The following is a 24026-nucleotide window of genomic DNA, read 5'->3' on the forward strand; positions in this document are numbered from 1 at the left end:
TTTTAGGGGTAAGGTAACCCTTCAAGAAAATTCTGCCGGTAGGCAAGGCTGTAAGGGATGAGATAAGCGGCGGTAGAGTAAAAGCCAACACGCCGGGGCCGACGGATAAATCGGTCAATCAGGGCGCTGAGGGCGTAGAATCGGTTTTTTACCCAGGCCGGGTCTTCTGGTTTAAGCAGCGGATGATAGGTTAAGGGAACGAGATGTTTTTTTCCATCGGGACCGTCGGTTGTAAATCTCACTTCGACAAAATCGAGGTCAATTCGCGAGAGTAAGGTGGCGATTGCGTTGAACTTCTTTTCATCGATTGTTAGAGTAAGTCTGACACCAACGAGTATCCGTCGGGACTGCAGGAATTTTACACGATGATAAAGCTGTTTCGTCAATTTTGGGGAAACAAGGGCGGCTTTAAGACGGGCGGTAAGGAAGGTGTCATTTAAATATATTATTTTCGTCCCGGCTTTCGCGAGCAGGCGGATAAAATCGGGATACCGGAACAGGGTGTCACCGGCATTAACCGACCAATGGCGGCGATAGTTCCAGAGGATTTTAAACAGGTCATAGTAGTATTCAGGGAAACGGGTGATGTCTTCGTCCAGAAGGTGGATTTGTTTCCCGGGTAGTGATAGGATTTCACCAATAACTTCATCTTTACGGCGCAATCGGGTGTTTTCCCGGTAATAGAGGTATTCAGGACAAAGGTGACGGAGCGATTCGGGACAGGCACAGCCCCGTACAAATTGGGCTGTCTGGTAGAGGGTGTTCATAACCGGCCTTTTGCCTAAGCCATATTTCGGGACGACATAATTGGGCTGAAAAGGGGCTTGATATAATGGTTTTAGCTGGTGGTGTAGTGCATCAGTTCGAATTTCAGCGAATACCGAGGTGATATCGCCTATTACCCGGTTGGTTACCCAAGGAGGAGGATTTGTGCCCCAGGCGGTTACGGCGGGACCGAAAAGTATTACCGGCTGTTTGACACGGGCGAACTCTTCTACCATCCAGCGGGCAGTTTCTTCCTGCCCGAAGTTGCACCGGGCGAGAACAAGGTCAAAGTCAGGAGAGGCTTCAATTTTCTCTACCCGTTCATCAAGGTAGATAAACTGGTCTGAGACACACAGCGAGGCAAGACGGCTGATTTCTATGTCCGGGCGGAGGAATAACCAGGCACCCTTAGGTGGATAACCCGGGACAAATCGTTGCGCTTCATCAGCCAGCGCAACTGCAAGGATTTTCACTTTTTGATAATCCTCAGCAGGTCGTTAAAAATTGTGAATGCGATGAGGAGTCCGATGAGGAGCCAGCCGATATTTGATGCCCAGGTGAGTTCTCTGTCCGACAGACGGCGACGCCGAATGCCGCCGATGAGGTCAAGTACAATTCGACCGCCATCGAGCACCGGAATCGGTAGCATATTTACAACAAACAGGTTGATGGAAAGTAATGCCCAAAGGGCAAGAAAGTATTCTGAACCCCACGAGGCCCCTTCATAGGCGATTTTGGCAACCATAATCGGTCCGCCGATGGCACGGGTTGAAATTTTGCGGGTGATAACTTTATAGATTATCACAAAGGTCTGTACGGTGATGTAACCGGTGCGGCGCAATGCCTCCCAGACGGCACGGGGAACAGAAAGGGAAATGCGTGGTAACATTACCCAGACACCGATCTGGCCAAACTTTTCTTCAGACATCTGGTCTTTTTCAATCGCGGGCGTAATCGTATCAGAAAAAATCTTGTCACCGCGCTGAAAGATTATCGAGATGGGCTTGCCGCCGTTGTTACGAACAATTTCGACAAAGTCGTTCCAGCGCTGGACATTTACACCGGCAACGGAGATTATTCGGTCACCGGGCTTCAACCCAATCTTCGCCGCCGGACTTCCAGACCGTACACGGTCGATTATTGGTGGCATAAACGGTTCGATATCAAGAGTTTCTGGAACCGGATAGGTGAATACCAATTGCTCGTTTTTCCGTCGTACCGTTAACGGTATTTCTTTGCCGGCGTTTGCCTGCAGGGTTTGTTCCAGTGCCTCAAAATTGGGAATCGTTTCGCCCGCGACCCTGACTATAGTATCACCGGGGAGTAGTCCAATCGCTTCAGCCCGAGAACCGGGAGTTGGGTCAATTACTGGAGGCAGATACTTAACGCCAAAGATTAAGTACAACGCAACCATCATTACAAAGCCTAAAATGAGATTAAAAAGTGGACCAGCGGCAATGACCGCAATGCGGATGCCGAGCGGTTTCTGGCTGAAACCGCCCTCCTCGGGGTTTTCTTCTCCAATCATTTTGATGTAACCGCCCAGGGGAATAAGAGAGAGGCGGTATTCGGTTTCACCAAGTTTCTTTTTGAAAATAACCGGTCCGAACCCGACTGAGAATGACTCAACCGGGATGTGGGCAAGTTTGGCGACAATCAGATGGCCGAACTCGTGGAAGGTGATGAGGACACCAATAAATATGATGACCAGAATAATGGATGTTGCCATTTATTATCTGCTGCTCCTTTCGATTAGCGCCTGGCTGTAGTCAATAGCCCATTTTTCCGCTCGCCGTAGGGCAGCAAGCGTTAGACGGGTGTTTTGCTTTAATCGCATAAACTTTTTTAGAGTTTTCTTTATTATACCGGGAATTGAACCAAAGGCAATTTTATTAGCGAGAAAGGCATTGACCGCAATTTCGTTGGCGGCGTTGAGGACACAGGTTGCAGTCGGTCCGGCTGCCAGTGCCTCATAGGCAAGTTTAAGGCAGGGGAAACGACGAAAATCGGTGGGGAAGAAGTGGAGGCGCTGGATTTCTTCAAGTTGCAAGGGCTGGACCAGGGAAGGCAGCCGGTCTGGATAGGTGAGACAGTACTGAATCGGGAGTCGCATATCAGGATGGGAGAGCTGGGCAAGGAGCGAGCCGTCTTTAAATTCAACCAGTGAATGGACAATTGATTCAGGATGGACAAGAGTGGTTACCTGCTCCGGTTTGATACCGAAAAGGCGAACGGTTTCAATCACCTCTAATCCTTTGTTCATCAAGGTTGCGGAGTCAACAGTGATTTTTTTGCCCATCTTCCAAACGGGATGGCGCAGGACCGTTTCCAGCCGGGCATCACGGGGCGGGCCCTTTTGCCAGAAAGGTCCGCCTGAGGCGGTGAGGATAAGTCTGCGAACCGTTCCTACATCACGACCATTAAGGCATTGATGTAATGCCGCGAGTTCGGAGTCAATGGGTAGGATTTGAGCGTGGTATTTTCGTGCAATAGATGTGACCAGGTTGCCGTAACTGACAAGGATTTCTTTTGTTGCCAGGGCAACGGTTTTGCCCGCTTTCAGGGCGGTAATGACGGCATCGATTCCCGCCGTACCACTCATCGCCATCACGATGGTATCAACTTCATCCGAGCGGGCGATATGTGAAAGGGCATCGACGCCCGCCTGAATTTTACAACTTTTGCCTAATTTTAGCTGTGCCTGTTCTTTCGCTGCTGGGTCGGTGAGGACAACATATCGGGGCCGATAACGCTGGACCTGGTGGCAAATCTCCGGCACGGTCTGGTGGGCGGCGATGGCGACCAGTTGCAATTTATCAGGAAGATGCTCGATTACTTGCAGGGTGGCTTGGCCAATTGAACCGGTTGAACCAAACACAGCAACCCTTTTGGATTTCATAGCAGTGCCTGGCACAAGAACAGGTCTTCTTTCGTTGTGACCTTGATGTTCAAGGGCGAGCCAGGAAGCAGTCGGGGAGCGATGTTGAGATGTTCAACCAGCGCACAGTCATCGGTCGCAGTTAGATTTTTCGCCCGAGCATTAGCATAGGCACGGCGGATGATGTCCAGACGGAAAAACTGGGGTGTTTGAATCGCCACCAGCCCAGAACGGTCAATGGTCTGAATGATTTGATTGCTCGGGTTAACTTTCTTGATGGTGTCGTTTATCGGTACGCCAAAGGCGACCGCCGGGTAGCGGCGGCAAGTCTGAAACCCCTGGATTAGCATTTCGGACTTGAGTAACGGGCGGGCACCATCATGAATCGCGACATAACCTTTTTCGGGCAGGTTTAACAGACCATGTTCAACTGAATCCATTCGTTCTTTGCCACCGGCGACGACCCCAAGCAGTTTTTTGAACCGATAACGCTGCAGCAGGGTTTTTACCATCCCGAGTTTTGATTCGTTTGTTACAACAACATAACCGCTTACCGATGAGCAGAGTTCAAAAGGGCGGATACTGTAAAAAATCAGCGGTTTGTTTTTAATAAGAGCAAACTGCTTCAATCCACCGAATCGTTTTCCCTGACCGGCGGCAACGATGATACCCCAATTAGGTTGGTTGTTCGCCATTGTTAATGTAATCGGGCAGGTGACGCCGGGGCATTTGGCTAATGGTACAGATTAGAAGTAATTGACCTTCATCGCTTCACGCACCAGCGCCATTGTTTTTTCACCTTCCTCCCGGGCACGCTGGGTTCCTTTTAACAGGATGTCCCAGACCGTGTCCGGATGTTCTTCCATTTCACGGCGCCGGTGCTGGATTGGTTCTAAAAATTTGATGAGAAGTTCGGCAAGGCGCTTTTTGCAGGGGACACAGCCGATTTTACCCTGCCGGCAGAGTTCTTCAATATCAGGTGCCTCTTGTTTGTTAAATGTACTGTGATAGGCAAATACGACACAAACCTCGGGGTGGCCTTTGTCCTGAGGGTGAATTCGTGCCGGGTCGGTTACGGCCCGATTGACTTTCCGGGTAATCTCTTCAGGAGGGTCGGAGAGGTAAATCGCATTGCCCAAACTCTTTGACATCTTGGCGTTACCGTCGAGTCCGACAAGGCGGGGGTTCAAGATTGGCTCGGGTTCGATGAGGACCGGAGCGTAGATTGCGTTGAACTTGCGGACGATTTTACGGGTTAGTTCGATATGGGGTGCCTGGTCTTCGCCCACGGGGACAAGATGCGCACGACAGAAAGTAATGTCTGCCGCCTGACTTACCGGATAGCCCAAAAAGCCATAGGGCATGGATTCTTCAAAATTGTACTGGGTGGCTTCAGTTTTAATTGTCGGGTTGTGAAAAAGTTGCTGGACGGTAACAAGATTAGCATAGATAATTGTCAATTCGGCAATTGCTGGAACCATTGACTGAACAAAGATGGTCGCTTTGTTCGGGTCAACACCGCAGGCGATATTGTCCATTGCGACATTAAGGACATCTTCGCGTAATTTTTCCGGACGGTCAAAGTTGGTCGTCAGTGCCTGGATGTCGGCAATGATGATAAAGGTTTCATACTCATCCTGCAATTTGACCCGGTGGGCAACAGAACCAACATAATGACCGAGATGAAGTGGACCGGTGGGCCGGTCGCCTGTGAGAATGCGTTTTTTTTCCATTAATCCGATTATAAGAAATTAGATGTACTGGTCAAGCAAACGGTTGCCGTTTCCTTGGCTTGACATTAGACGAGAAACCGGTATAAGATTTACCATTGGCTGGCAAACAAATTTCGCACACCCAACGATGGGTTGGGTTGATTGTCTTTGGGGCGCTGGTTTTAAGATTGGTCGTGGCGGGATTTTACAAAAATCGACTTTCTCCGGGCGAAGCAGTAAAATACCCGGCTTCAGAATCGGAATATCTCCGCAAGGCATATATCGAAATCGGTGATTCCCAGCAGTATCAGGAGCTGGGAAGAAACCTGCGCAACAAACTTTTTTTCTCCTGGGATGGTAAAACCGCGGTGACTTTTCGGACGCCGGGTTATCCGATTTTTCTTGCCCTGATAAACAACAACTCGATTTTGCTCTTCGTGTTTCAGTCGTTGTTAGGTGCACTGACGGTCCTTTTTCTTTTCTTGTTGGGCGATTTCTGGTTTAGCAGGCGGGTTGGTATGCTCGCAGCAATGTTAATGGCTTTTGACCTGCCGGCGATTGCTCACACCGGGATGGTGATGAGTGAAACGCTGTTTGTGTTTCTTGTGGTTCTTTCCTGCTGGCTTTTTTCGGTCGCCCAGCGCAGACCAGTGGCGGTTTTATTGACGATTAGTGGTGTTGTTTTTGGACTGGCGGCACTCACCCGACCGGTTGCGCTTTTTGCCTGGGTGCCTTTTATGGCGGTACTGGCATTAAAAGGTCGCTGGAAGGGTGGGTTACTCTTTTTTCTTGGTTTTGTCGTAATTTGTGGCGGATGGATGGTCAGGAACTACTGTCATTACCAGCGGCTGGGCTTTAGCTCCATTGGCGGTTACAATTTGCTTTTCTACAATGCGGCAGCACTGGTTGCGGACCGCGAGGGGATACCATTTCAACAGGCGCGCGAAAAACTGGAGCGGGATTACGCGGTTAAACTTACCGGTGACAATCCGCTTGATCTGTCGGCACAACTCGGGGCAATAGCGACCCGGATAATAATTTCCGACCCGCTACGTTATGCAAAGGTTTATCTGCAAGGGCTATTTAAAATCATCACGGGTGTTAAATCGGACGAAATCGTTTTCCGGATAACAGGGAGTGAGATAAGGTTGGCAACTTTTAAAAATATTTTGAAGGCGAGCGACCTGCCATTAACAAATAGAATCGTAACGGTCATCCTGGCGATTCTTGAGATGATATTTACCTTCGGCGCGGTACTTTTTTCACTTCTTGGAATAGTAAGACGTCGCGATTTACCGGTGATACTTTTTGCTGTTCTGGGCTGGTACTTTCTTCTTGCCGCAGCGCCCTTGCCCGACGGCAGGTTTAAAATCCCTGCCCTGCCATTTTTTTATCTGGTAGGTGGAGGTTTGATTTTCGCCCAAAGGGCGAGTGAAGGTGCTGGGAAATGAGTGGTAAGAGATGAAGGAAAAACCGCACATTTCGCTGGTTTTCGTAAACTACAATTCAACCGCTTTTCTGGAAAGGGCGTTGTTGAGTCTGAAACAAGCCGAGCCTGAACTGGACAGAGAGGTCATTGTGGTCGATAATTGCTCTTATGATAAAGAAGAGGTCAAGATTCTTTGCCGACGCTACTCCTGTCGGCTGGTGCTTTTAAGAAAGAACCGCGGTTATGGAGCAGCAGCAAATCGGGGGTTTTTTCATGCCCGCGGTGATTTTGTTGCGGTTGTCAATCCAGATATTGAGTTCACAACACAGGCGGTAAGTAAACTGGTGGCATTTATGACTGAGAATGAGCGTGCTGGTGTGGTTGGACCACAACTTTTATATCCGGACAGAACACCACAACCGTCTTCCCGGCGTTTGCCAAAATTACGTTATATTTTTGCCGGTCGCCGTTCACCGCTGGTGCGGTTATTTCCTCGCTATGCCCCAGCGCGGGAGTTTCTCTACACCGATGTCTGGCAGGAGACATCGCCGGTGGAGGTAGAAGCGGTTATCGGAACATTTATGCTATTTCGGCGCGCGGCCTATATTTCGGTGGGTGGTTTTGATGAATCTTATTTTATGTTTGCCGAGGACCTTGATATCTGTCAACGGATTAGAGAAAGGGGATGGAAGGTTTACTTAGACCCCAGAGTGAGGATAATCCATTACTACGGAGGTGTGCGGCGGCGCTGGCGTAGATTTACCGAATACCACCGGATTAAAGCCCTTTACCGGTTTTTTACCAAAAGGAAAGGTTGTTTGCCACGTATGGGTTACGCCGTGGCATTTGCGGGCTATCTATTTATTACAGAGGGGGCAGGAGTGGTGGGATTGGGTGAGTATGAGTACTCCTGGCGGCTTAAGGATAAACGATGAGAAGGGTTAGAGGCATTCTTACCATTGCGGTACTAATCGTCGGTGATTTAGTTGCGATGCTGGTGAGCTTTGTTCTGGGTTACCTGATCAGGGCGTTGTTTTCCGGGAGCGGACTATCAGGCGGAGTGGCGGCGGAGGCACTTTTCAGCCGGTTGTATTTTTTGTTGGTTTATCCGTTTGTTTTTGTTTACGAGGGTCTTTACACCAAGCGATTGGCGGTCTGGGAAGAGAGAAGGCGTTGTTTCCGCGGTGTAATTGTCGCAAGCGCCCTGCTGACCATTCTATTGTTCATGGTACGGCTGTGGATTGTTTCGCGGTTTGTGGTACTGCTGGCAATGATACTGGGCATCGTGCTCGTTCCTTTAATCCGCACCGTGTTGAAACGGCTTCTGGTGCGGATAGGTTTTTTAAGCCAGCCACTGATAATTGTCGGGGACCGGCTTGCCGAAGAGATGTTTAAGCGTGAATTACAGGGTCATCAAACACTGGGTTATTCAATTGTGCAGCGGATTGGACGGGAAAATCAAAATGAGACGGTTGAGATGTTGCTGGAACGAATCAACCTTCCGAATGATGGATTGATGGTTGTTATGAGCCAATCTTTCTCACCCGAGGAACTTAAGGCGATTTTCCGCTACGCCGAAGAACATTGCGCGGAGTTAATGGTGGTGCCTGATGCCAGTTTACTTGCGACATCTGTCGCCGAGCTCGAACAGGTTGGCAGTCTTTTGGTTTTGAAGTACCGTTACAATTTACTCCGGCCCTTGAACATCTGGACAAAACGGTTTTTTGAATTTGTCCTCGGGCTGGTATTGGTCATTTTATTTTTCCCGCTCTTTCTGATTCTGGCACTTCTGGTTAAAGTTTCTTCACCCGGACCAGTACTTTTCCGTCAGAAACGCATCGGCAAGGATGGAAAAGTTTTCGCCTGTTTTAAGTTTCGCACGATGTATCAGGATGCCGAAGTCAGACTTAAGGAGTTGCTGGAGAAAAATCCGGATAAGCGAGCAGAATGGGAGCGGTATCTCAAAATCGTAAACGACCCCAGAATTACGCCCATCGGTAAGTTTCTGCGCCGGTTCAGCCTTGATGAACTGCCGCAACTGATAAATGTTTTGCGCGGGGAAATGGCAATTGTCGGTCCGCGGCCTTATCTTCCTGAAGAACTGAACCGGGTCGGTGATTACATCAAGACCATTGTGCGGGTTCGACCCGGGCTGACCGGTTTATGGCAGGTTTCAGGACGAGCAGAACTGCCACTTCAGGACCGGGTTTTGCTTGATGAGTTTTACATCCGCAACTGGTCGCTCTGGCTTGATTTTTCAATAATCATTCGGACAATCAAAGCGGTCATAACCGGTCGAGGGGCTTATTAATCTCAAATAGTCAACCCAATACAGTTCTACCGGTTCCAATCGGCGGGTGGTTTTGAGCATTATTTGTTTCAGGATTTGGTCGGCTGGGCGATTTAATGTATTGACTTAACCTGATGGTAAGATATTATCAACCTACCTTTCTATGATATTGGCACTTGCGCTGCTTATTTTTAGTAACATTAGCGGCTGGCAGACCTTTACTCATCCTGATTATATTTTTGATATCTGGGGCGACGATTCGACAGTTAATCTTGCTACAGCCGGTGGGGTGGTGGTGTTAGAAACACGGGTCGAGCCCCCGTTTGTTAAACGACGGTTTGTTCACACCGATGGGCTGGGGGTAAACCGTTGTCTTGCTATTACTAAAGACGATGCCGGTAATCTCTGGGTTGGGACCGATGGGGCGGGGTTAGTGGTGATTCCACTGGACTCCAGCCGGGCGTTGCCGTATCGAACCGCAGAACTGCCAATAAGAGTTCGTACGGTTACGGTTGAAAGCAAAAAAGTTTTAGTGGGTACTGAAGATGGGCTTTTTGTTATCGACACCAAAGGCACACCGCTTGATTTCACTGACGATGTAATCTGCCATTATCGCGTCAGTACGATTCGCGAATTGTTGAGTGACCGGGTCCTTGCCTTATTTGCTTTTGATGGAAAATACTGGGTTGGCACCAATCGCGGGGTTACCAGTGTTGATACCGGTTTAAGCAACTGGCGAGCCTATCCGCAACCATTGGGCGATTCGGTGCTGGCAATTGGAAATTTCCCGGATGGCAGAATAGTTCTGGGAACAGAAGCGGGTGTGGCGGTAGGTGATACGGGCGGGTTTAATCCGTTGTTACAATTTCCTTCGGCACGGACCGTAACCGATATCGCAGTTTATGGCTGGGATATATATCTGGCAGCGGGTGATACCCTGTTCAAGGTCGACACCGCCGGGGGTGCGCTATCGGTTCTCGTCAGTAAGCCAAGGGTGCTGTGGATTGGAGAAAAGTTGTGGGTCGGGTTAGGTGGTTCTGAGGATGCGGGCTGGGGGCTATGGTATCTCAAGAGCGGTTCATCGTGGCAGGGCGTTTATCTGGGCGGGCTTGCTTCAGGCTTTATCAGCGACTGTACATTCGGTAAGGATGGTAGTGTGTATTTAGGACACAATTCCAGCTGGTTTTCCCGGATTCTACCGGATGGTGGGATTCAGATTACCAGTTCTCCTTTGCCCTGGGTGGTGCAAATTCGGTGTGACAGTCGGGGAAGATTGTGGTTTTCGCACTTTTCTTATCAGGGCGGAGTGAGTGTTTATGACCCGGAGGCAGACACCTGGGGAGTTGTTCAATGGGGTAGTTCCAGTGCTCGCAATGTCATTCAGGCGTTTGGTCTTGACCGCCAGGACACGAAGTGGGTTTACAATATGGGAGGACTGGTTGTGGCAATCGATTCAACCGGACGCCAGCAGGAGTTCAGTTTGCCCGAGTTAACACCGCCGCCCGACGGTTCTTACGAGTTTGCCTTTGACTCTCGGAATCGGGTCTGGCTGGGGTTAACCAATGGGCTTGAAGAGCTCGATTACAATGGAACACTTTTTAACCCGGAAGACGATTTTCACACCCTTCATACTTCGGGTTTGCCTTCGCTCCAGGTGCGTTCAATTGCCGTGGACAATCAGGACCGGGTCTGGGTTGCGACACCGCAGGGTGGCGCGGTCTGGGACGGTAGCGGATTTAAGGTTTTTAACACCAGTAATAGTCCGTTACTTTCGAACAACCTTTTCCGGGTCCGGGTTGATGGTGCGGGCCGGATATGGTTTCTATCGGACCAGGGTCTTTCGATTTTTGATGTTGCTTCAAGCCGCTGGACAAACTATACTGCCCAGAACAGTGGAATGATTCCTAATCCGCAGGGGCTGGCAAACTTTTACACCGCCCTTGACCTTGATGACAGTCGTGGTATCGCCGGCGTGGGTAGTGCCCGGGGTTTTTCGCTTTTCAGTTATGCCCCAGAGTTAGAGACGACGCTGGTCGGATTGAAAATTTACCCCAACCCCTGTATCCTCGGAGTCCATCAAGGAGTGGTTGTTGACGGTTTGCCGGCTGATGCGCGCGTTCAGGTTTTTTCCATTAGCGGCAATCCGGTGGCTGATTTGACAATCAGTCCGGGGATGGGAAGGGCGGTATGGTATCCAAGGCGTGTTGCCAGCGGGCTTTACCTTTTGGTCGCGACCGCAGGAGGCAAAGTTCGGGTGGAAAAGGTGGCGTTGGTTGTTCCCGGCGGGAATTAGAAATTATCCTTTTGTTGTTCGGCGGGAAGCCGGGCGACGCGACTTGTTCTCCTGGACTCCGGAATCTTCCATACAGGAGTCAAAATAGGGGCACTGGGTGCAGCAGTCGTCGTCGCTCGTTTTGCCTTTATTCCGGCAAATTTCATAACCGGGACAGGCACGACAACACATACCGTCAATCCTCCTTTAATAAGAGAGTAACAGGATAAGTTCTCGGATAAGTTCGGCAACAACCGGTGCGGTTGCCGGTACCGCACTACTGCGCGGGCAATACTCAACGATGTCAGCGCCGATGATACGCATACCGACGAAACTGGCAAGGGACTGTGCCAGTTCGCGGTAAGAACAACCGCCGGGTTGGGGGGTTTGAACATCGGGCATAATACTCGGGTCTAGGACATCGATGTCAAGGGTGATGTAAACCGGTTTGTGCCCGATGGTGCGGCGAACTTCTTGACTCGGGCTCAAGGTTTCAAACGGGAACATATTGGGGAGCGTCATCTCTTCTGGTAAAACGAACGAGCGGATGCCGAGCTGAAATAAGTTGGCACGGGGCAGGAAGTCTAAAACCCGACGCATTGCGGTAGCGTGACAGAGGTGTTCGCCCAGAAACTCTTCGCGCAGGTCGGCGTGGGCGTCAAACTGAATTACACACAGGTCCGGATAAATCTTTACCAGTTCGGAGATGATGACCGGTGTGATGGTGTGTTCGCCGCCCACTGCGAGCTGAACTTTTTTCTCCTGGTAACATTTCTGGGTGGTTGACTTTATGAGGACAAATGGGGCATCCGGTGTTTCGTAGGTCAGGAAAATGTCGCCAGCATCGTAAACCCGGCACTGAGACAGGTCCCGTTTTTGATAGGGGCTGAACGATTCGATATTGGCGGTGCCAAGCCTTCCAATTTCGGGACCAAATCTGGTACCCGGGATAAAGGAACTCGTGCGGTCCAGCGGAATGCCGGTGACGACCACCTGGGCTTCGGCAAATTCAGAATTGGCAAAGTATGACGCCATAAAGGCAAATTAGCATAAAGGAGTAAAAGGCGATGTCAACAAAACCGTTTTGTGAAGCCGGGAGGAATTTGACAAAATTAAGCCCAGGGGTAACCTTGCTGACGGTGAAAGTTCTGATTGCCGCGGGTGAAAAATCGGGTTTTATCCTTGCCGGGTTGCTGCAGGCGGAATTCAAAAGGTTGGACCCGCAAACACAAGTTACGATATTTGACATCGCCCGCACGCTGGGCAGTACAATGGGGTTCTGGGAGGGGATGACAAAAATAAGCCGGCTGGCAAAAGTTTTGACGACGGCGTCAAGGACAATAAAACAGTTCGGTCCTGATGTGTTCGTTCCCATCTCATTTCCCGGGGTTAATATCATTTTGAGCCGAATCGTGCGAAAGCAGGGCATAAGGGTGGTCTATCTGGCACCACCTCAGTTCTGGGCCTGGGGCAAGTTTCGGGTAAAGATGCTGCCCCGCTGTGCGGATAGGTTTATATGCCTTTTTGCCTTTGAAGAGGAGATTTTGCGGCGTTTAAAGTTGAATGCCCATTACTTCGGCTATCCATTGCTTGACGCCGTGGTGGCACGGCGGTCTGAATCCGAAACCATGGCGCTGCTGGGTTTTGCCGAAAAAACAAAGTACCTTGCCTTTTTACCCGGGTCCCGGATTAAAGAAATCAGGTTTCATCAGCCCCTGTTTATAAAACTATTTTGCCAGTTACAACACGACTACCCGGCATTAAAGGGTGTGATTATCGGTGGGGAGGAAATGCCATTGCCTGAGGGAATGGTGCGGGTTACGCCCGAAAACCGGTATGAGATAATACGCTATGCCCGAGCCGCGGTCGTGGTTTCGGGTACAGCAACAGCGGAGACCGCGATTCTCGGAACACCGATGGTGGTCTGCTACCATTTTGACCAGCCCAGCCGTTTTTTTGCCCGAATGTTCGTGCGGCTTGAATACTTTTCAATTCCTAATCTCGTGTTAAAAGAGCGGGCGGTGCCCGAACTGTTTGAACCGGATTGGGCAAGCCTCAATAAGGTTGTAAGACGACTCTTAGAAGATGAGGAGTATCGTGCAAAAATGATGCTCAAATTGGCACTGGTAAAGAAGTTATTGGGTCCACCCGGGGCAATGGCGCAGATTGCGCGCACTGTGTTGAACTGTTGAGTTTGCGTTTCCCCTGTTTATCTTGACCATTAAGGGCAATGAATTATAATTTAACTTAAATGGTGTTAATCAGTAGAGTTGTTCACCGGAAGAGACAATGGCAAAATTTTAAAAGGAGGAAAATGTGGGTAAAAACGATAGGGTAACAGTATCGGTAATCAAAGCGGATATCGGCGGTTATGTTGGTCATTCGGCAAGTCATCCAGACATCATTGCCCTTGCCCGGGAGATGCTCAACCGTGCCAAAAGCAATGGACTTTTGATTGATTTTTATGTGACGAGCTGTGGCGATGACCTCGAACTGATTATGACCCATACCAGAGGCAATGACTGTGCCGATGTTCATAAACTGGCGTGGGATACATTTATGGAGTGCACCCGCCGGGCGCAGGAGTTAAAGCTTTACGGCGCCGGTCAGGATATGCTGGCGGATGCATTTTCCGGCAATGTCAAAGGGATGGGTCCGGGCGTTGCCGAGATGAGTTTTGTTGAGCGCAAGTCCGAACCGCTGATTGTGTTCTGCGGCGACAAGTGTGCGCCCGGTGCCTGGAATCTGCCACTGTTCAAGATTTTTGCCGACCCGTTCAACACCATCGGTCTGGTTATTGACCCCTCAATGCACGATGGGTTTGTCTTTGAGGTCCACGATGTTTTTGAGGGGAAGGATATGAAACTTTCCTGCCCCGAGGAGATGTACGACCTTCTGGTATTGATTGGGTCACCAGAGAACTATTGTGTGAAGAATGTTTACCGGAAGGATGGCGAGATTGCCGCGACCAGTTCGACCCAGAAGCTGGCGTTAATTGCGGGCAAATATGTAGGCAAAGACGACCCGGTGATGATGGTGCGCTGTCAGTCGGGCTTTCCGGCGGTGGGTGAAGTACTGGAGGCGTTTGTCTTTCCCCATCTGGTATCAGGCTGGATGCGGGGTTCGCATTACGGTCCCTTGATGCCGGTGGCACAACATCAGGCAACACCGTCAAGGTTTGACGGTCCGCCGCGCGTAATCGCCCTCGGTTTTCAGCTTGACAATGGACGGTTGGTTGGACCGCGGGATATGTTTGATGATCCGGGGTTTGACCGGGCAAGACAGGAAGCAAACGAACTGGCAGACTATATGCGCCGGCACGGACCATTTGAACCGCACCGGCTGGGTCTGAAGGAGATGGAGTATACAACCCTGCCTCAGGTGTTGAATAAACTCCTGAAGCGAGAAAAGTAGCATCGGGTTATAAAAAAGAGGTCTTTTCACAAGGACGGTCAATTGTGGCAATAAATCAAGAGGGCGGGAGTGATGTTGCGGCGGTAGCCCGGCTTGGTGAGGCGCGGCGGCGCATCGAAGCCGAGGTTGCGAAGGTCATCGTCGGCCAGAAAGAGGTGGTGGAGCAGGTGCTGATTTGTTTGCTTGCCCATGGCCATGCCCTTTTAATCGGGGTTCCGGGTCTGGCAAAGACGCTTCTCGTAAACACCCTGGCGCAGGTTTTAGACCTTTCTTTTAACCGGGTTCAGTTCACGCCCGATTTGATGCCATCGGACATCACCGGTACCGAGATTATTGAGGATGACCCCGAGACCAAAATGAGGCGGTTTCGATTTGTGCCCGGTCCGATATTTGCCAATGTTGTGCTGGCGGATGAGATTAACCGAACCCCGCCCAAAACCCAGGCGGCGCTGCTGCAAGCGATGCAGGAGTACCGGGTCACAGTAGCAGGGCAGACTTACCAGTTACCGGCGCCATTTTTCGTTCTGGCAACGCAGAACCCAATTGAACTTGAAGGTACCTATCCTTTGCCTGAGGCACAACTGGACCGATTTATGTTTTCGGTGGTGGTTGATTATCCCAGTGCCGAAGAGGAGAAGGAGATTGTGAAGAGTACGACTTCAGCATACACACCGACGCTGACGCGGGTACTTTCCGCAGCAGAAATCACGGCCCTGCAAGAACTGGTGCGCCGGGTACCGGTTGCGGATGAGGTGGTGGAGTATGCGGTGCGCCTGGTGGCGTTGAGTCGGCCTAAACATCCCCAGGCACCCAAGTTTGTGCGGGAATGGGTGAGCTGGGGTGCTGGACCAAGGGCATCACAGTATCTGGTTCTGGCGGCAAAGACCCGCGCGATGCTTGCCGGGCGATATACCCCTACGATTGACGATGTCAAGGCGTGCGCTTTACCGGTATTGCGACACCGCATTGTTACCAGTTTTGCGGCAGAGGCAGAAAGTGTCCGGTCCGAGGATGTGATTGAGCGGTTACTGGCAGAATGTCCGAGGTAAAAACGATGCGGAAGTTAGGGGTGATTGCGCTTGCGACCCTGAGACCGGGGGACAATAAGTTTGAACTGGAAGGAGAACCGCGCGATTTTGGCTGTGAGTTACAGGAAGTAAAGGAGAACCCTTCGTTTCAGAAACTTACCGGCAGAATCAAGGTCGCGGTAAACATAACCCGGAGCGGTCAGCGGTTTTTGGTGCGGGGCTGGATGCAGTTCCGGGCGCAATTGGAGTGTGCCATCTGCTGGCAGGAGTACGAGCAGGAGTTTACCGAGGAGATAACTGCGGAGTTTACCAGTCTGGAACGCAGTCGGTCCGGGAGTTATGCCCGGGAACTGGAGCCGGTGGAACTTGACCGGGTGCCAATCGATGCCGATTTTATTGATTTGAGCAGTTTAATCCGGGACACTATTCATCTGGCGATACCGATTGCACCGCGGTGCCGAACTGACTGTCGGGGTATCTGCCCGGAATGCGGCGCCAATTTGAATTTTGAAGCGTGTCGGTGTAACCAAAAGACATCGGGGAAGAGATAACTGGTGGTTATTTTCTTGACAGCGGCAATGAGTTCGCAATACTTTAACACGAAATTTAATTTTGGGAGGAATAATGCACGAGAAAGTGGTTTTTAATCGTTTCGGTAAAGCGGTTTATCGAATTTGTGGCACGGTTGTCTATGACTTTTTAGGCAAGCCCCGGGGATTTCTTATTGGCAAGACGCTTTACGATACGCAGGGGCGCCATCGCGGTTTCTTCTTTGATAATGTCGTCTGGGACCGGATGGGGCGAGTGGTTGGATTTCTTTCGGGTGCGATGGTCGAAGGGATTAATTTTCCACCGGTTGAAGTGCCACCGGTTCCTTATAAAGATTTGCCCGCGCCCGAACCGCCGCCTGAATGCAAGGACCTTGATTGTCCCAATAAGGTTCCGCTCTGGTCAATAATGCGGCTGGAAAACCTGCTCGTTTGAGCCCGCCTGTTTTTATTAGGTTTGTAAATTAGGACTTCATAGTATAACTGTGGCAATTGCGGTGGCAATCGGGCGGTTCCTTTTTCGCTGGCGGGGCGTTATCGGGTTTTTAGCATTCGCCATAGTCTACTTTTTCGGAAAGCCCACGATACGGTCGTGTCTTGCCGGGTTACCTCTCATTTTTGCCGGTTTGCTATTGCGGTTCTGGGCGATGGGTCATATCGGTGCGGCAGCACGAGCCCGAACTGTCGGCGTCGAGAAGGTGGTGAAAAGTGGGCCCTATCGCATCTTTCCCCACCCGATTTATGCGGGCAACTTTCTTCTGGTTCTGGCGGTGCTTGTCTGCCTTAAACCGGACTTGAGATTGGCGCTGGGCGTGGTCCTGGGGTTTCTGATTGAGTACGGGCTTATTGCTTATGCGGAAAAACAGGCACTGGGGCAAAGCGGTCTTGAGCCCAAATCGGTCAAGTTTGACCTGCACCGGGCGTTAAGTGATTTGCCCACCTGGGTTGTGATGGCAGTAATTTATCTTTTATGTTTAGTGCGTCCGGTCTGGTTTTAGCCGGATACGGGCGGTAAGGGATACGGTTTTACCGCTGTTTAAGTCCCGAACCCGGGCGATGATGAGATACTCACCGGGCTTCAAGTCCATCGTGTGCAGCCGTTCGACCGCGGTGCCAGTTGTGCCGGTACCAGCAATAAAACGGGTTGGTGTCGGGATGACCACCGCCTGTTTTGTAGCGAGGTCCATAATTTCATAGGTTGCCTCAATCCGATGCTGGTTCAGCGAATCTACGGTTAGGTGGTAAATTTCGTAAAGCAGGTAGCAGGTGCTGCCGGTCTTGATTTCCAGTGGTAACAAGGGGACAACCCGGCGCCAGTCACCGCGTTCAAACTGAGGGCTCTGAAAGGTTGAGTCAACCAGGGTGTAAAAGATGATGTCAGAACAGGGTTGGGTGCGTCGGAGATAGTCGATGAGGTTGAGTTCCTTATTGATTTCTGCCCGGTTTTTACCGTCAAGGGTTGTGGCGGTGGCGGTTACCGAGTAGATGTCAACGGGTAAGATGAGTGTCTGGCGGCCCACGACAGAGGATACTTGCGAGTCCGGAGTACAGCCAAACCAGCCTTTGCTGACGGTAGAGTAACGCCGCGAGTTCAGTTTCAATTCAATGTAGAACAGGTTTTGTTTACCCCAAACCAAAGCCGGATCGTTACTGGCAATCCCGTAATGGATTTCAACCACAACCGAATCGTTGTGCTGACTGAGCCGGTAAAGCGCGAGGGCAAAATCAAGGGGACGATAGTCGGGCGGTGGTGGTGGCGGTGGTTTGCCGTAATCAACCGGTTCCAGCGCGGGGGGAAACCAGTTTCTACCAAAGCGGGACTGTCCAACCTGACGGAAACCGGTGCCGGTTTTCACGAAGTCAATTTGAATGCCCAGTGAATCGTAAGTCCAGATTTCTGCCGGATTGACAAAAATCGTACCGGAATCGGTGGTTAAAGGCTTTGGCGTGTACTCTTCGCGCCGGGGCGCACCGTAGCGGATATAGGTGATAACCCGTTCGTCGTTGAGCAGGTCAATTGAACCAAACAGTTCTTTAGCCTTGTTTGCCCGGGCGAGGTAAATTGCGTGCTCGGTTCCGGAGCGGTTTTGCCAGAACCAGTTCCGGTAATCAGCCCGGTCCGAAGAAGAGGCAAGGGTCAGGTACTGTTTTGCCGCATCCGGGTCAAGGGCTTTGAGAATCAAATATTCCAGTTTTTCTTCGGGGTTGAGCAGGTCGGCACGGGATAGGGTTTTGAACTGGCCACAGAACGAGCCAAGGAAGATGGTAAAGAACAGCGGTGCCCGGTAATGGAAACGGTGCACGCTTTACTCTTGTTCAAGCATCGGGATTTTGATACCACGGGCGCGGGCAACCGCCTTTGCCTCTTCGTAGCCGGCGTCGGCATGGCGACAGACGCCAATTCCCGGGTCGTTGGTCAGGACGCGCTTGATGCGCTCATCCATTTCCGGTGAGCCATCACATACCGTAACCTGACCGGCGTGGATTGAATAACCGATGCCAACACCACCGCCGGAGTGAATCGACACCCAGGAGGCGCCGGAAGCGACATTAAGCAAGGCGTTGAGCAGGGGCCAGTCGGCAATCGCATCGGAGCCGTCAAGCATCGCTTCGGTTTCCCGGTTCGGAGAAGCCACAGAACCGGTGTCAAGATGGTCACGGCCGATGACAATTGGACCGCGTAACTTACCGGTTCGAACCGCCTGATTGAACGCTAAGCCGACCCTGTCCCGTTCGCCGTAGCCGAGCCAGCAGATGCGGGCGGGTAGCCCCTGGAAAGGTACCATTGATTCGGCTTTTTTGAGCCAGTTGAGCAGGGGCTGGTTTTCCGGAAAGAGGTCAGCGACGATGCGGTCAGTTTCAAAGATGTCCTCTGGTTCGCCACTCAACGCCACCCAGCGGAAAGGTCCCATCCCGTGACAGAAAAGCGGCCGGATGTATGCCGGAACAAAACCGGGGTACTTCCAGGAACCGATTTTACCCGGGGTGCGTATCTCTTCTTCGGCTAAAAATCCGCCCTCAATCGCCTTGCCGCGCAGATTGTTGCCGTAGTCAAAGGTTACCGCGCCCCGCGCTTGGAGGAGAAGCATCAGCCGGACATGTTCTGCCATCGTTTGATAGGCACGCTTCCGATATTCCGCTGGGTCGGTGCGGCGCAACTTTAGCGCCTCAGCAAAGGTAATGCCCGCAGGCACATAGCCGTTCAGTTCGTCGTGTGCCGAGGTCTGGTCGGTCAATAGGTCTGGAGTGATGTTGCGTTCAACCAGACGGCGCAAAAGGTCAACGATGTTACCACACCAGGCGATGCTTTTGGCGATGCGGTGGGCTTTTGCCTCAAGCGCGGCATCAATCGCTTTGTCCAGGTCGTCGATGCGTTCGTCAAGATAGCGGGGCTTTTGGGAAGCGATTCGGCGCTCAATTCGTGCCGGGTCAACCTCGGCACCAAGATAGGTGGCATTTGCCATCGTCGCGGCAAGGGGCTGAGCGCCACTCATTCCACCCAAGCCACCGGAGACGACCAGTTTGCCGCTTAAATCGCCACTGCCGAAGTGCTTGATTCCAGCGCTGACAAATGTCTGGTAAGTTCCCTGTAAAATTCCTTGGGTGCCGATGTAAATCCAGGAACCGGCGGTCATCTGGCCATACATAATCAAACCTGCCGCCTCCAGTTCGTCAAAGTACGGCTTGGTTGCCCAGTGCGGGACTAAATTGGAGTTGGCGATTAAAACCCGTGGCGCATAGGTAAATGTTTTAAAGACCCCGACCGGTTTGCCCGACTGGACAAGCAGGGTTTCGTCATTTTCCAGTTCTTTTAAGCACCGGACTATCGCCTCAAAACATTGCCAGTTTCTTGCTGCCCGGCCGGTGCCGCCATAAACGATTAGCTCCTCAGGCTTTTCCGCAACTTCCGGGTCAAGGTTGTTCATTAACATCCGGAGCGCTGCCTCCTGTTGCCAGCCTTTGCAGGAGAGATTTTTACCTCGTGGCGCCCGGATTAGTTGATATTCAAAACCTTCTTTCATAAGTGTCACCTCTCAAAATGATAGATGCGGATTGGGGTAATGTCAACACAATTTCCATTACTATCCCTGAAACTACTCCCGGGTTGGGTAGGGAAAATTGGTTAATTACAAGTTAACTTGCTAAATTACAATTGGTTATAGATAAAAGCTGCTCTAAGTCCGTTATACTTTAAAGTATAACTTTGTTTTGAGCGTTAGTGATTGAGTGTCGGGCTTGGTTGGTAATAAGGTTGAGACGAAAAGTGGTCAGTAAACTTAAAGGTTTGTGGTCTGGTTGACTATAATATTCCATCAGGGTTGCGGTTTATAGAGTAAGCCAAACAGGGTGATTCGTGGTTCTGAAAGTGGCAGGGATTTTACCAGTTCGAATCCGAACCGCTCGTAAAAGGGAATGTTGCGTTCGTTTGTCGTGTCGATATAAATGGACTGGTTGTGTTTAAGCGCTTCTTCAATACCCACCTGGAGCAATGCGGTGCCGAACCCTTTGCCCTGATGCTCCGGAGCAACCCCAAGGAGGGCAAGGTAACGGTGCGGATTGACGATGACCTGTCTGTGAAGTTGATTTTGAAAACGGTCAAATTTGAGCATCAGACGGAGCGGTTTGAATCCCAGGCGGAAAGGAAGGATTAGCGCCTCTGAGGAAAAGGAGTTGAGGAGATGGGGACGGGTTCGGTCTGAAGGAAGCCAGAGCGCGACCGCGGTGATTTCCGGATTGGTATTTACCCAGCCGTAGTTAAGTCCATAGCGAATAAGAAGATGTAGAACAGAAGAAAGAGCGTTGAAGCGCTTCTGGTTTTGCGGGAAAAGGTTTTTCCAGAGCGGGTCAACCATAAAGGCACCGGCAAGGACTGAGACCGCCTTTTCCACTGCCGGGGCATGGTTCGGTAACCGGATTGGGTTCATCTCAATTCAATCAAATCTAAGCGATGGCTGCGTCAGGTGGTAGATAATGGCGTGGTGGTTTTTTCGGCGAGGTTCCAGCCCAGTTCAATCGCTTTCGCATTGATGTCAATAAACTGTTTCGGCACACGGCTGGCAACGGTCTTTTTCAGGGATTCGAGTGTAACGAGGCCGGTGATGCGTGCCACAGCGCCAACGGTAACGATGTTGGTAAAAAGCTCTCTACCCAGTTCCTGACGGGCGGTTTCGGAAAGAGGCAGGCAGACCGTTTTCGGGTGAGGACACTCGTGCACATAAAAGCGGTCGATGATTGCCATTCCCCGGACCTTTAAGTCGCTCAGGTACTTTTCCACCGCCGGCTGACTCAAACAGACAAGAAAGTCCAGTTTTCGACATTTTGGGAAAAGGATTGGCCCATCCGAGATGATGACATCGGCTTTGGAAGCACCGCCGCGTGCCTCAGGTCCGTAACTCTGCGTCTGGACAACCTGCCAGCCTTCGTGTACGCCAGCGGCTTCGGCAAAGACCACGCTGGCAAGAATTACACCCTGGCCTCCGGTTCCGGCAAAACGAATTTCAATCTTCTTCATTTTCCTTTGGAGCGTTCCCGAACCTCTTCGTAAAGTTGCGTATAGGGCGCAATTTCTTGCTGGTCGTGCAGGACACCGATAACGAATTTGTCTTTCTGATGCCAGGGGTCGGTAACTTTACTGACATCAACAGCGCGAGTCCGCAGCCACTCCAGCATCTGCACCGCATCACCGATACCCTGATACCGGCCATAGAAAGTCGGGCACTGGCTGATAACTTCAACGACGCTGAACCCGGTTTTTTTGAGCGCCAGTTCGAGCATCTTCTTTAAGTGAGCAACATGGAAGGTGGTGCTGCGGGCGACAAACATTGCACCTGCTGCCCGGGCAAGAAAACAGACATCAAAACTGCGCTCGACATTGCCAAAGGGTGCGGTTGCAGCCCGTTCGTGTGTTGGGGTAGTGGGTGAGTACTGACCCCCGGTCATCGCATAGGTGAAGTTGTTGACGACAATTACGGTAATGTCAAGATTGCGCCGGGCGGCATGGATGAAGTGATTGCCGCCGATTGCCATAATGTCGCCGTCGCCGCCAATCACGACCACCTTCAGTTCGGGTTTTGCCAGTTTTACGCCGGTTGCTGCAGGCAGGGCTCTGCCGTGCAGGGTATGAAAGGTGTCGCAGTCCAGATAGCCCGGCACGCGGGAAGAGCAACCGATTCCCGAGACAACGCACAGTTCATCCTGTTTTATACCCAGTTCGAGAAAAGCCCGCACCATCGTTGCCATCGTAGTACCGATGCCGCAGCCCGGACAGAGGATATGGGGAAACCTTTCATCAAGCCGAAAGTATTCAAGGAATCGGTCGTCTTTCAGTTCAATCATAAGTGGGCAATAATCTCCTCCGGGGTGAGCATCTCACCATCGTAGCGCTGGACCGAAACCACCGGGACCTGCAGACTTACGGTGCGTTCCACTTCCCGGTAAAGTTGTCCCTGATTCATTTCCGGAACAATCACCCGGCGCGCACTGCGCAAAAGGGCGATGAGTCTTTCGTTCGGAAAGGGCCAGACCATCCGGAGCCGAACAATGCCAACCCGGCGGCCCGTCTTAAGTTCGAACTGGCGTTTTGCCTCCATTCCGGCACGGGCAGCACTGCCGTAACAGACGATTACCGTTTCCGAGCCGATGTCTTCGTAATAGATGTCCCAGAGCCAGGAGCGGTTCTGCTCAATTTTGTTGCGGAGCCGGTCCAGGTTCCATTTGATAATCTCCGGGTCATCAGTGGGAAATCCGTCTTTACGATGGGTTAAGCCGGTGAGATGAATGCGGTAACCTTCCCCGAAACTGGCAATGGGCGCATCGTAATTGTTGCTGTCATCGTAATGGTAGTACTGGTTGGGCGCCGGTTTAGGTTTGTCCGGCTGCCAGATTTTAACCGTTTCGGGTAATTCAACCACCTCCCGCATATGACCCACGATTTCGTCCATCAACACGATAACCGGAATCCGTAACCTTTCGGAGATGTTGACCGCCTCAACCGTTAAGTCAAAACATTCCCTAACACTCCAGGGACAGAGGGCGACAATCGGATGGTCGCCGTGGGTACCAAAGCGCGCCTGCATCACATCCGCCTGGGAGGTGCGGGTTGGTGTGCCGGTTGCCGGTCCGCCCCGCATCACATTGACAATGATACAGGGCAGTTCTGCCATTATTGAATAGCCGATTCCTTCCTGCATTAAAGAAAATCCCGGTCCGGAGGTGGCGGTCATCGCCTTGACACCAGCCGCGGTGGCACCATTCATACAGCAGATAGAACCGATTTCGTCTTCCATCTGGATAAAAGTCCCACCGACCCGCGGTAGTTCCCGGGAAAGGTATTCGGCGATTTCGGTGGAAGGGGTAATGGGATAGCCGGCAAAGAAGCGCACGCCGGCGCGGATGGCACCGATGGCACAGGCTTCGTTACCGGATAGTAACTGCTTCATTCTTGCTTTCTTTTTGCCGGGGTGACAAAAATCGCCAAATCCGGGCAGCGCAGTTCGCACAACCGGCAACCGATGCACCGTTCCGGATGGGCAACCGTTACTTTGAATCGTTCGTCAAGGTCAAGGGTTTGCGTCGGGCAGAAGGCGACGCAGATGCGGCAGCCTTTACAGAAGTGCTTTAGCAATCGGTGGCGATGTCCTTTAGGTCCGACAACCTCAACCGGTTCTTCAAGGAGAAACTTCTTCATTGG

At 51.4% G+C, this 24026-nt stretch carries 24 protein-coding genes; 10 read left to right on the forward strand and 14 right to left on the reverse strand.

Translation table 11 applies throughout. The annotated features are described in order from the left end of the window. Positions 1–2: 2 nt before the first annotated feature. Genes HPY86_00225 through trpS form a run of 5 tightly spaced genes read right to left on the reverse strand, consistent with a single transcriptional unit; the run spans position 3 to position 5385 of the window. Positions 3–1238: a hypothetical protein gene (locus HPY86_00225; GenBank protein NPV13349.1), complete on the reverse strand. Its 1236-nt coding sequence runs from the start codon at positions 1236–1238 to the stop codon at positions 3–5. After that, positions 1235–2494 (reverse strand): RIP metalloprotease RseP, encoded by a 1260-nt coding sequence (gene rseP, locus HPY86_00230; protein NPV13350.1) that lies wholly within the window; start codon positions 2492–2494, stop codon positions 1235–1237. The genes HPY86_00225 and rseP overlap by 4 nt, the downstream gene beginning before the upstream one ends. Before the next feature lie 3 nt (positions 2495–2497). After that, on the reverse strand, positions 2498–3664 hold the full coding sequence (locus HPY86_00235) for a 1-deoxy-D-xylulose-5-phosphate reductoisomerase (GenBank protein NPV13351.1): 1167 nt from the start codon (positions 3662–3664) through the stop codon (positions 2498–2500). Continuing rightward, a complete protein-coding gene (gene ispD, locus HPY86_00240; protein ID NPV13352.1) occupies positions 3661–4338 on the reverse strand; it encodes a 2-C-methyl-D-erythritol 4-phosphate cytidylyltransferase in 678 nt (225 codons plus the stop codon). Before ispD ends, HPY86_00235 begins: the two co-directional genes overlap by 4 nt. A 51-nt stretch (positions 4339–4389) precedes the next feature. Continuing rightward, positions 4390–5385 (reverse strand): tryptophan--tRNA ligase, encoded by a 996-nt coding sequence (trpS, locus tag HPY86_00245; GenBank protein NPV13353.1) that lies wholly within the window; start codon positions 5383–5385, stop codon positions 4390–4392. Positions 5386–5471: 86 nt separating this feature from the next. On the opposite strand from trpS, the gene HPY86_00250 reads away from it, so the two are divergent. The 4 genes from HPY86_00250 (at position 5472) to HPY86_00265 (ending at position 11367) form a co-directional block, all read left to right on the forward strand. Next, positions 5472–6806, forward strand: a complete 1335-nt coding sequence (locus HPY86_00250; GenBank protein NPV13354.1) for a phospholipid carrier-dependent glycosyltransferase — start codon at positions 5472–5474, stop codon at positions 6804–6806. A 10-nt stretch (positions 6807–6816) separates the two neighbouring features. Then, positions 6817–7719: a glycosyltransferase family 2 protein gene (locus tag HPY86_00255; GenBank protein ID NPV13355.1), complete on the forward strand. Its 903-nt coding sequence runs from the start codon at positions 6817–6819 to the stop codon at positions 7717–7719. Beyond that, positions 7716–9095 carry an undecaprenyl-phosphate galactose phosphotransferase WbaP gene (gene wbaP / locus HPY86_00260; protein ID NPV13356.1) on the forward strand — a complete coding sequence of 460 codons (1380 nt, stop codon included), beginning with the start codon at positions 7716–7718 and terminating at the stop codon, positions 9093–9095. Before HPY86_00255 ends, wbaP begins: the two co-directional genes overlap by 4 nt. 142 nt (positions 9096–9237) lie before the next feature. Beyond that, positions 9238–11367 carry a hypothetical protein gene (locus HPY86_00265; protein ID NPV13357.1) on the forward strand — a complete coding sequence of 710 codons (2130 nt, stop codon included), beginning with the start codon at positions 9238–9240 and terminating at the stop codon, positions 11365–11367. Positions 11368–11370: 3 nt separating this feature from the next. Here the strand turns inward: HPY86_00265 and HPY86_00270 are convergent, their stop codons facing one another. Continuing rightward, positions 11371–11538, reverse strand: coding sequence for a hypothetical protein (locus HPY86_00270; GenBank protein NPV13358.1), 168 nt, complete (start codon positions 11536–11538; stop codon positions 11371–11373). 15 nt (positions 11539–11553) lie between these two features. Further along, positions 11554–12381 (reverse strand): agmatinase, encoded by an 828-nt coding sequence (gene speB / locus HPY86_00275; protein NPV13359.1) that lies wholly within the window; start codon positions 12379–12381, stop codon positions 11554–11556. Between the two features lie 104 nt (positions 12382–12485). Here speB and HPY86_00280 point away from each other — a divergent pair, with 104 nt between their 5' ends. From HPY86_00280 to HPY86_00305, 6 genes are all read left to right on the forward strand, one after another. Continuing rightward, positions 12486–13538 carry a hypothetical protein gene (locus HPY86_00280; protein ID NPV13360.1) on the forward strand — a complete coding sequence of 351 codons (1053 nt, stop codon included), beginning with the start codon at positions 12486–12488 and terminating at the stop codon, positions 13536–13538. A 124-nt stretch (positions 13539–13662) separates the two neighbouring features. Further along, complete coding sequence (locus HPY86_00285; GenBank protein ID NPV13361.1) at positions 13663–14760, forward strand: fructose 1,6-bisphosphatase; 1098 nt, start codon at positions 13663–13665, stop codon at positions 14758–14760. Positions 14761–14810: 50 nt separating this feature from the next. After that, on the forward strand, positions 14811–15809 hold the full coding sequence (locus HPY86_00290; GenBank protein NPV13362.1) for a MoxR family ATPase: 999 nt from the start codon (positions 14811–14813) through the stop codon (positions 15807–15809). A 5-nt stretch (positions 15810–15814) separates the two neighbouring features. Then, positions 15815–16339: a DUF177 domain-containing protein gene (locus HPY86_00295; GenBank protein ID NPV13363.1), complete on the forward strand. Its 525-nt coding sequence runs from the start codon at positions 15815–15817 to the stop codon at positions 16337–16339. A 73-nt stretch (positions 16340–16412) separates the two neighbouring features. Then, positions 16413–16772, forward strand: coding sequence for a hypothetical protein (locus tag HPY86_00300; protein ID NPV13364.1), 360 nt, complete (start codon positions 16413–16415; stop codon positions 16770–16772). 49 nt (positions 16773–16821) lie between these two features. Then, positions 16822–17334 carry a hypothetical protein gene (locus HPY86_00305; GenBank protein NPV13365.1) on the forward strand — a complete coding sequence of 171 codons (513 nt, stop codon included), beginning with the start codon at positions 16822–16824 and terminating at the stop codon, positions 17332–17334. Here the strand turns inward: HPY86_00305 and HPY86_00310 are convergent. The 7 genes from HPY86_00310 to HPY86_00340 all read right to left on the reverse strand — a co-directional run bounded on the left by HPY86_00310 (position 17311) and on the right by HPY86_00340 (position 24023). Then, entirely contained in the window at positions 17311–18639 is a 1329-nt protein-coding gene (locus HPY86_00310; protein ID NPV13366.1) for a hypothetical protein, read from the reverse strand. The genes HPY86_00305 and HPY86_00310 overlap by 24 nt on opposite strands. A 3-nt stretch (positions 18640–18642) precedes the next feature. Continuing rightward, positions 18643–20358 carry a urocanate hydratase gene (gene hutU, locus HPY86_00315; protein ID NPV13367.1) on the reverse strand — a complete coding sequence of 572 codons (1716 nt, stop codon included), beginning with the start codon at positions 20356–20358 and terminating at the stop codon, positions 18643–18645. A 291-nt stretch (positions 20359–20649) separates the two neighbouring features. Continuing rightward, positions 20650–21261, reverse strand: coding sequence for a GNAT family N-acetyltransferase (locus HPY86_00320; GenBank protein ID NPV13368.1), 612 nt, complete (start codon positions 21259–21261; stop codon positions 20650–20652). Between the two features lie 32 nt (positions 21262–21293). Next, positions 21294–21848: a 2-oxoacid:ferredoxin oxidoreductase subunit gamma gene (locus HPY86_00325; protein ID NPV13369.1), complete on the reverse strand. Its 555-nt coding sequence runs from the start codon at positions 21846–21848 to the stop codon at positions 21294–21296. Continuing rightward, positions 21845–22672, reverse strand: coding sequence for a 2-oxoglutarate ferredoxin oxidoreductase subunit beta (locus HPY86_00330; protein NPV13370.1), 828 nt, complete (start codon positions 22670–22672; stop codon positions 21845–21847). Before HPY86_00330 ends, HPY86_00325 begins: the two co-directional genes overlap by 4 nt. After that, positions 22669–23775 carry a 2-oxoacid:acceptor oxidoreductase subunit alpha gene (locus HPY86_00335; protein ID NPV13371.1) on the reverse strand — a complete coding sequence of 369 codons (1107 nt, stop codon included), beginning with the start codon at positions 23773–23775 and terminating at the stop codon, positions 22669–22671. The genes HPY86_00330 and HPY86_00335 overlap by 4 nt, the downstream gene beginning before the upstream one ends. Then, the gene (locus HPY86_00340) at positions 23772–24023 is read right to left on the reverse strand and encodes a 4Fe-4S binding protein (GenBank protein NPV13372.1); all 252 of its coding nucleotides are present in this window, start codon (positions 24021–24023) and stop codon (positions 23772–23774) included. Before HPY86_00340 ends, HPY86_00335 begins: the two co-directional genes overlap by 4 nt. Positions 24024–24026: the final 3 nt, after the last annotated feature.

Source organism: candidate division WOR-3 bacterium (assembly GCA_013177935.1).
In the GTDB taxonomy this organism is placed as follows: Bacteria; Hydrothermota; Tepidihabitantia; order Tepidihabitantales; family Tepidihabitantaceae; genus Tepidihabitans.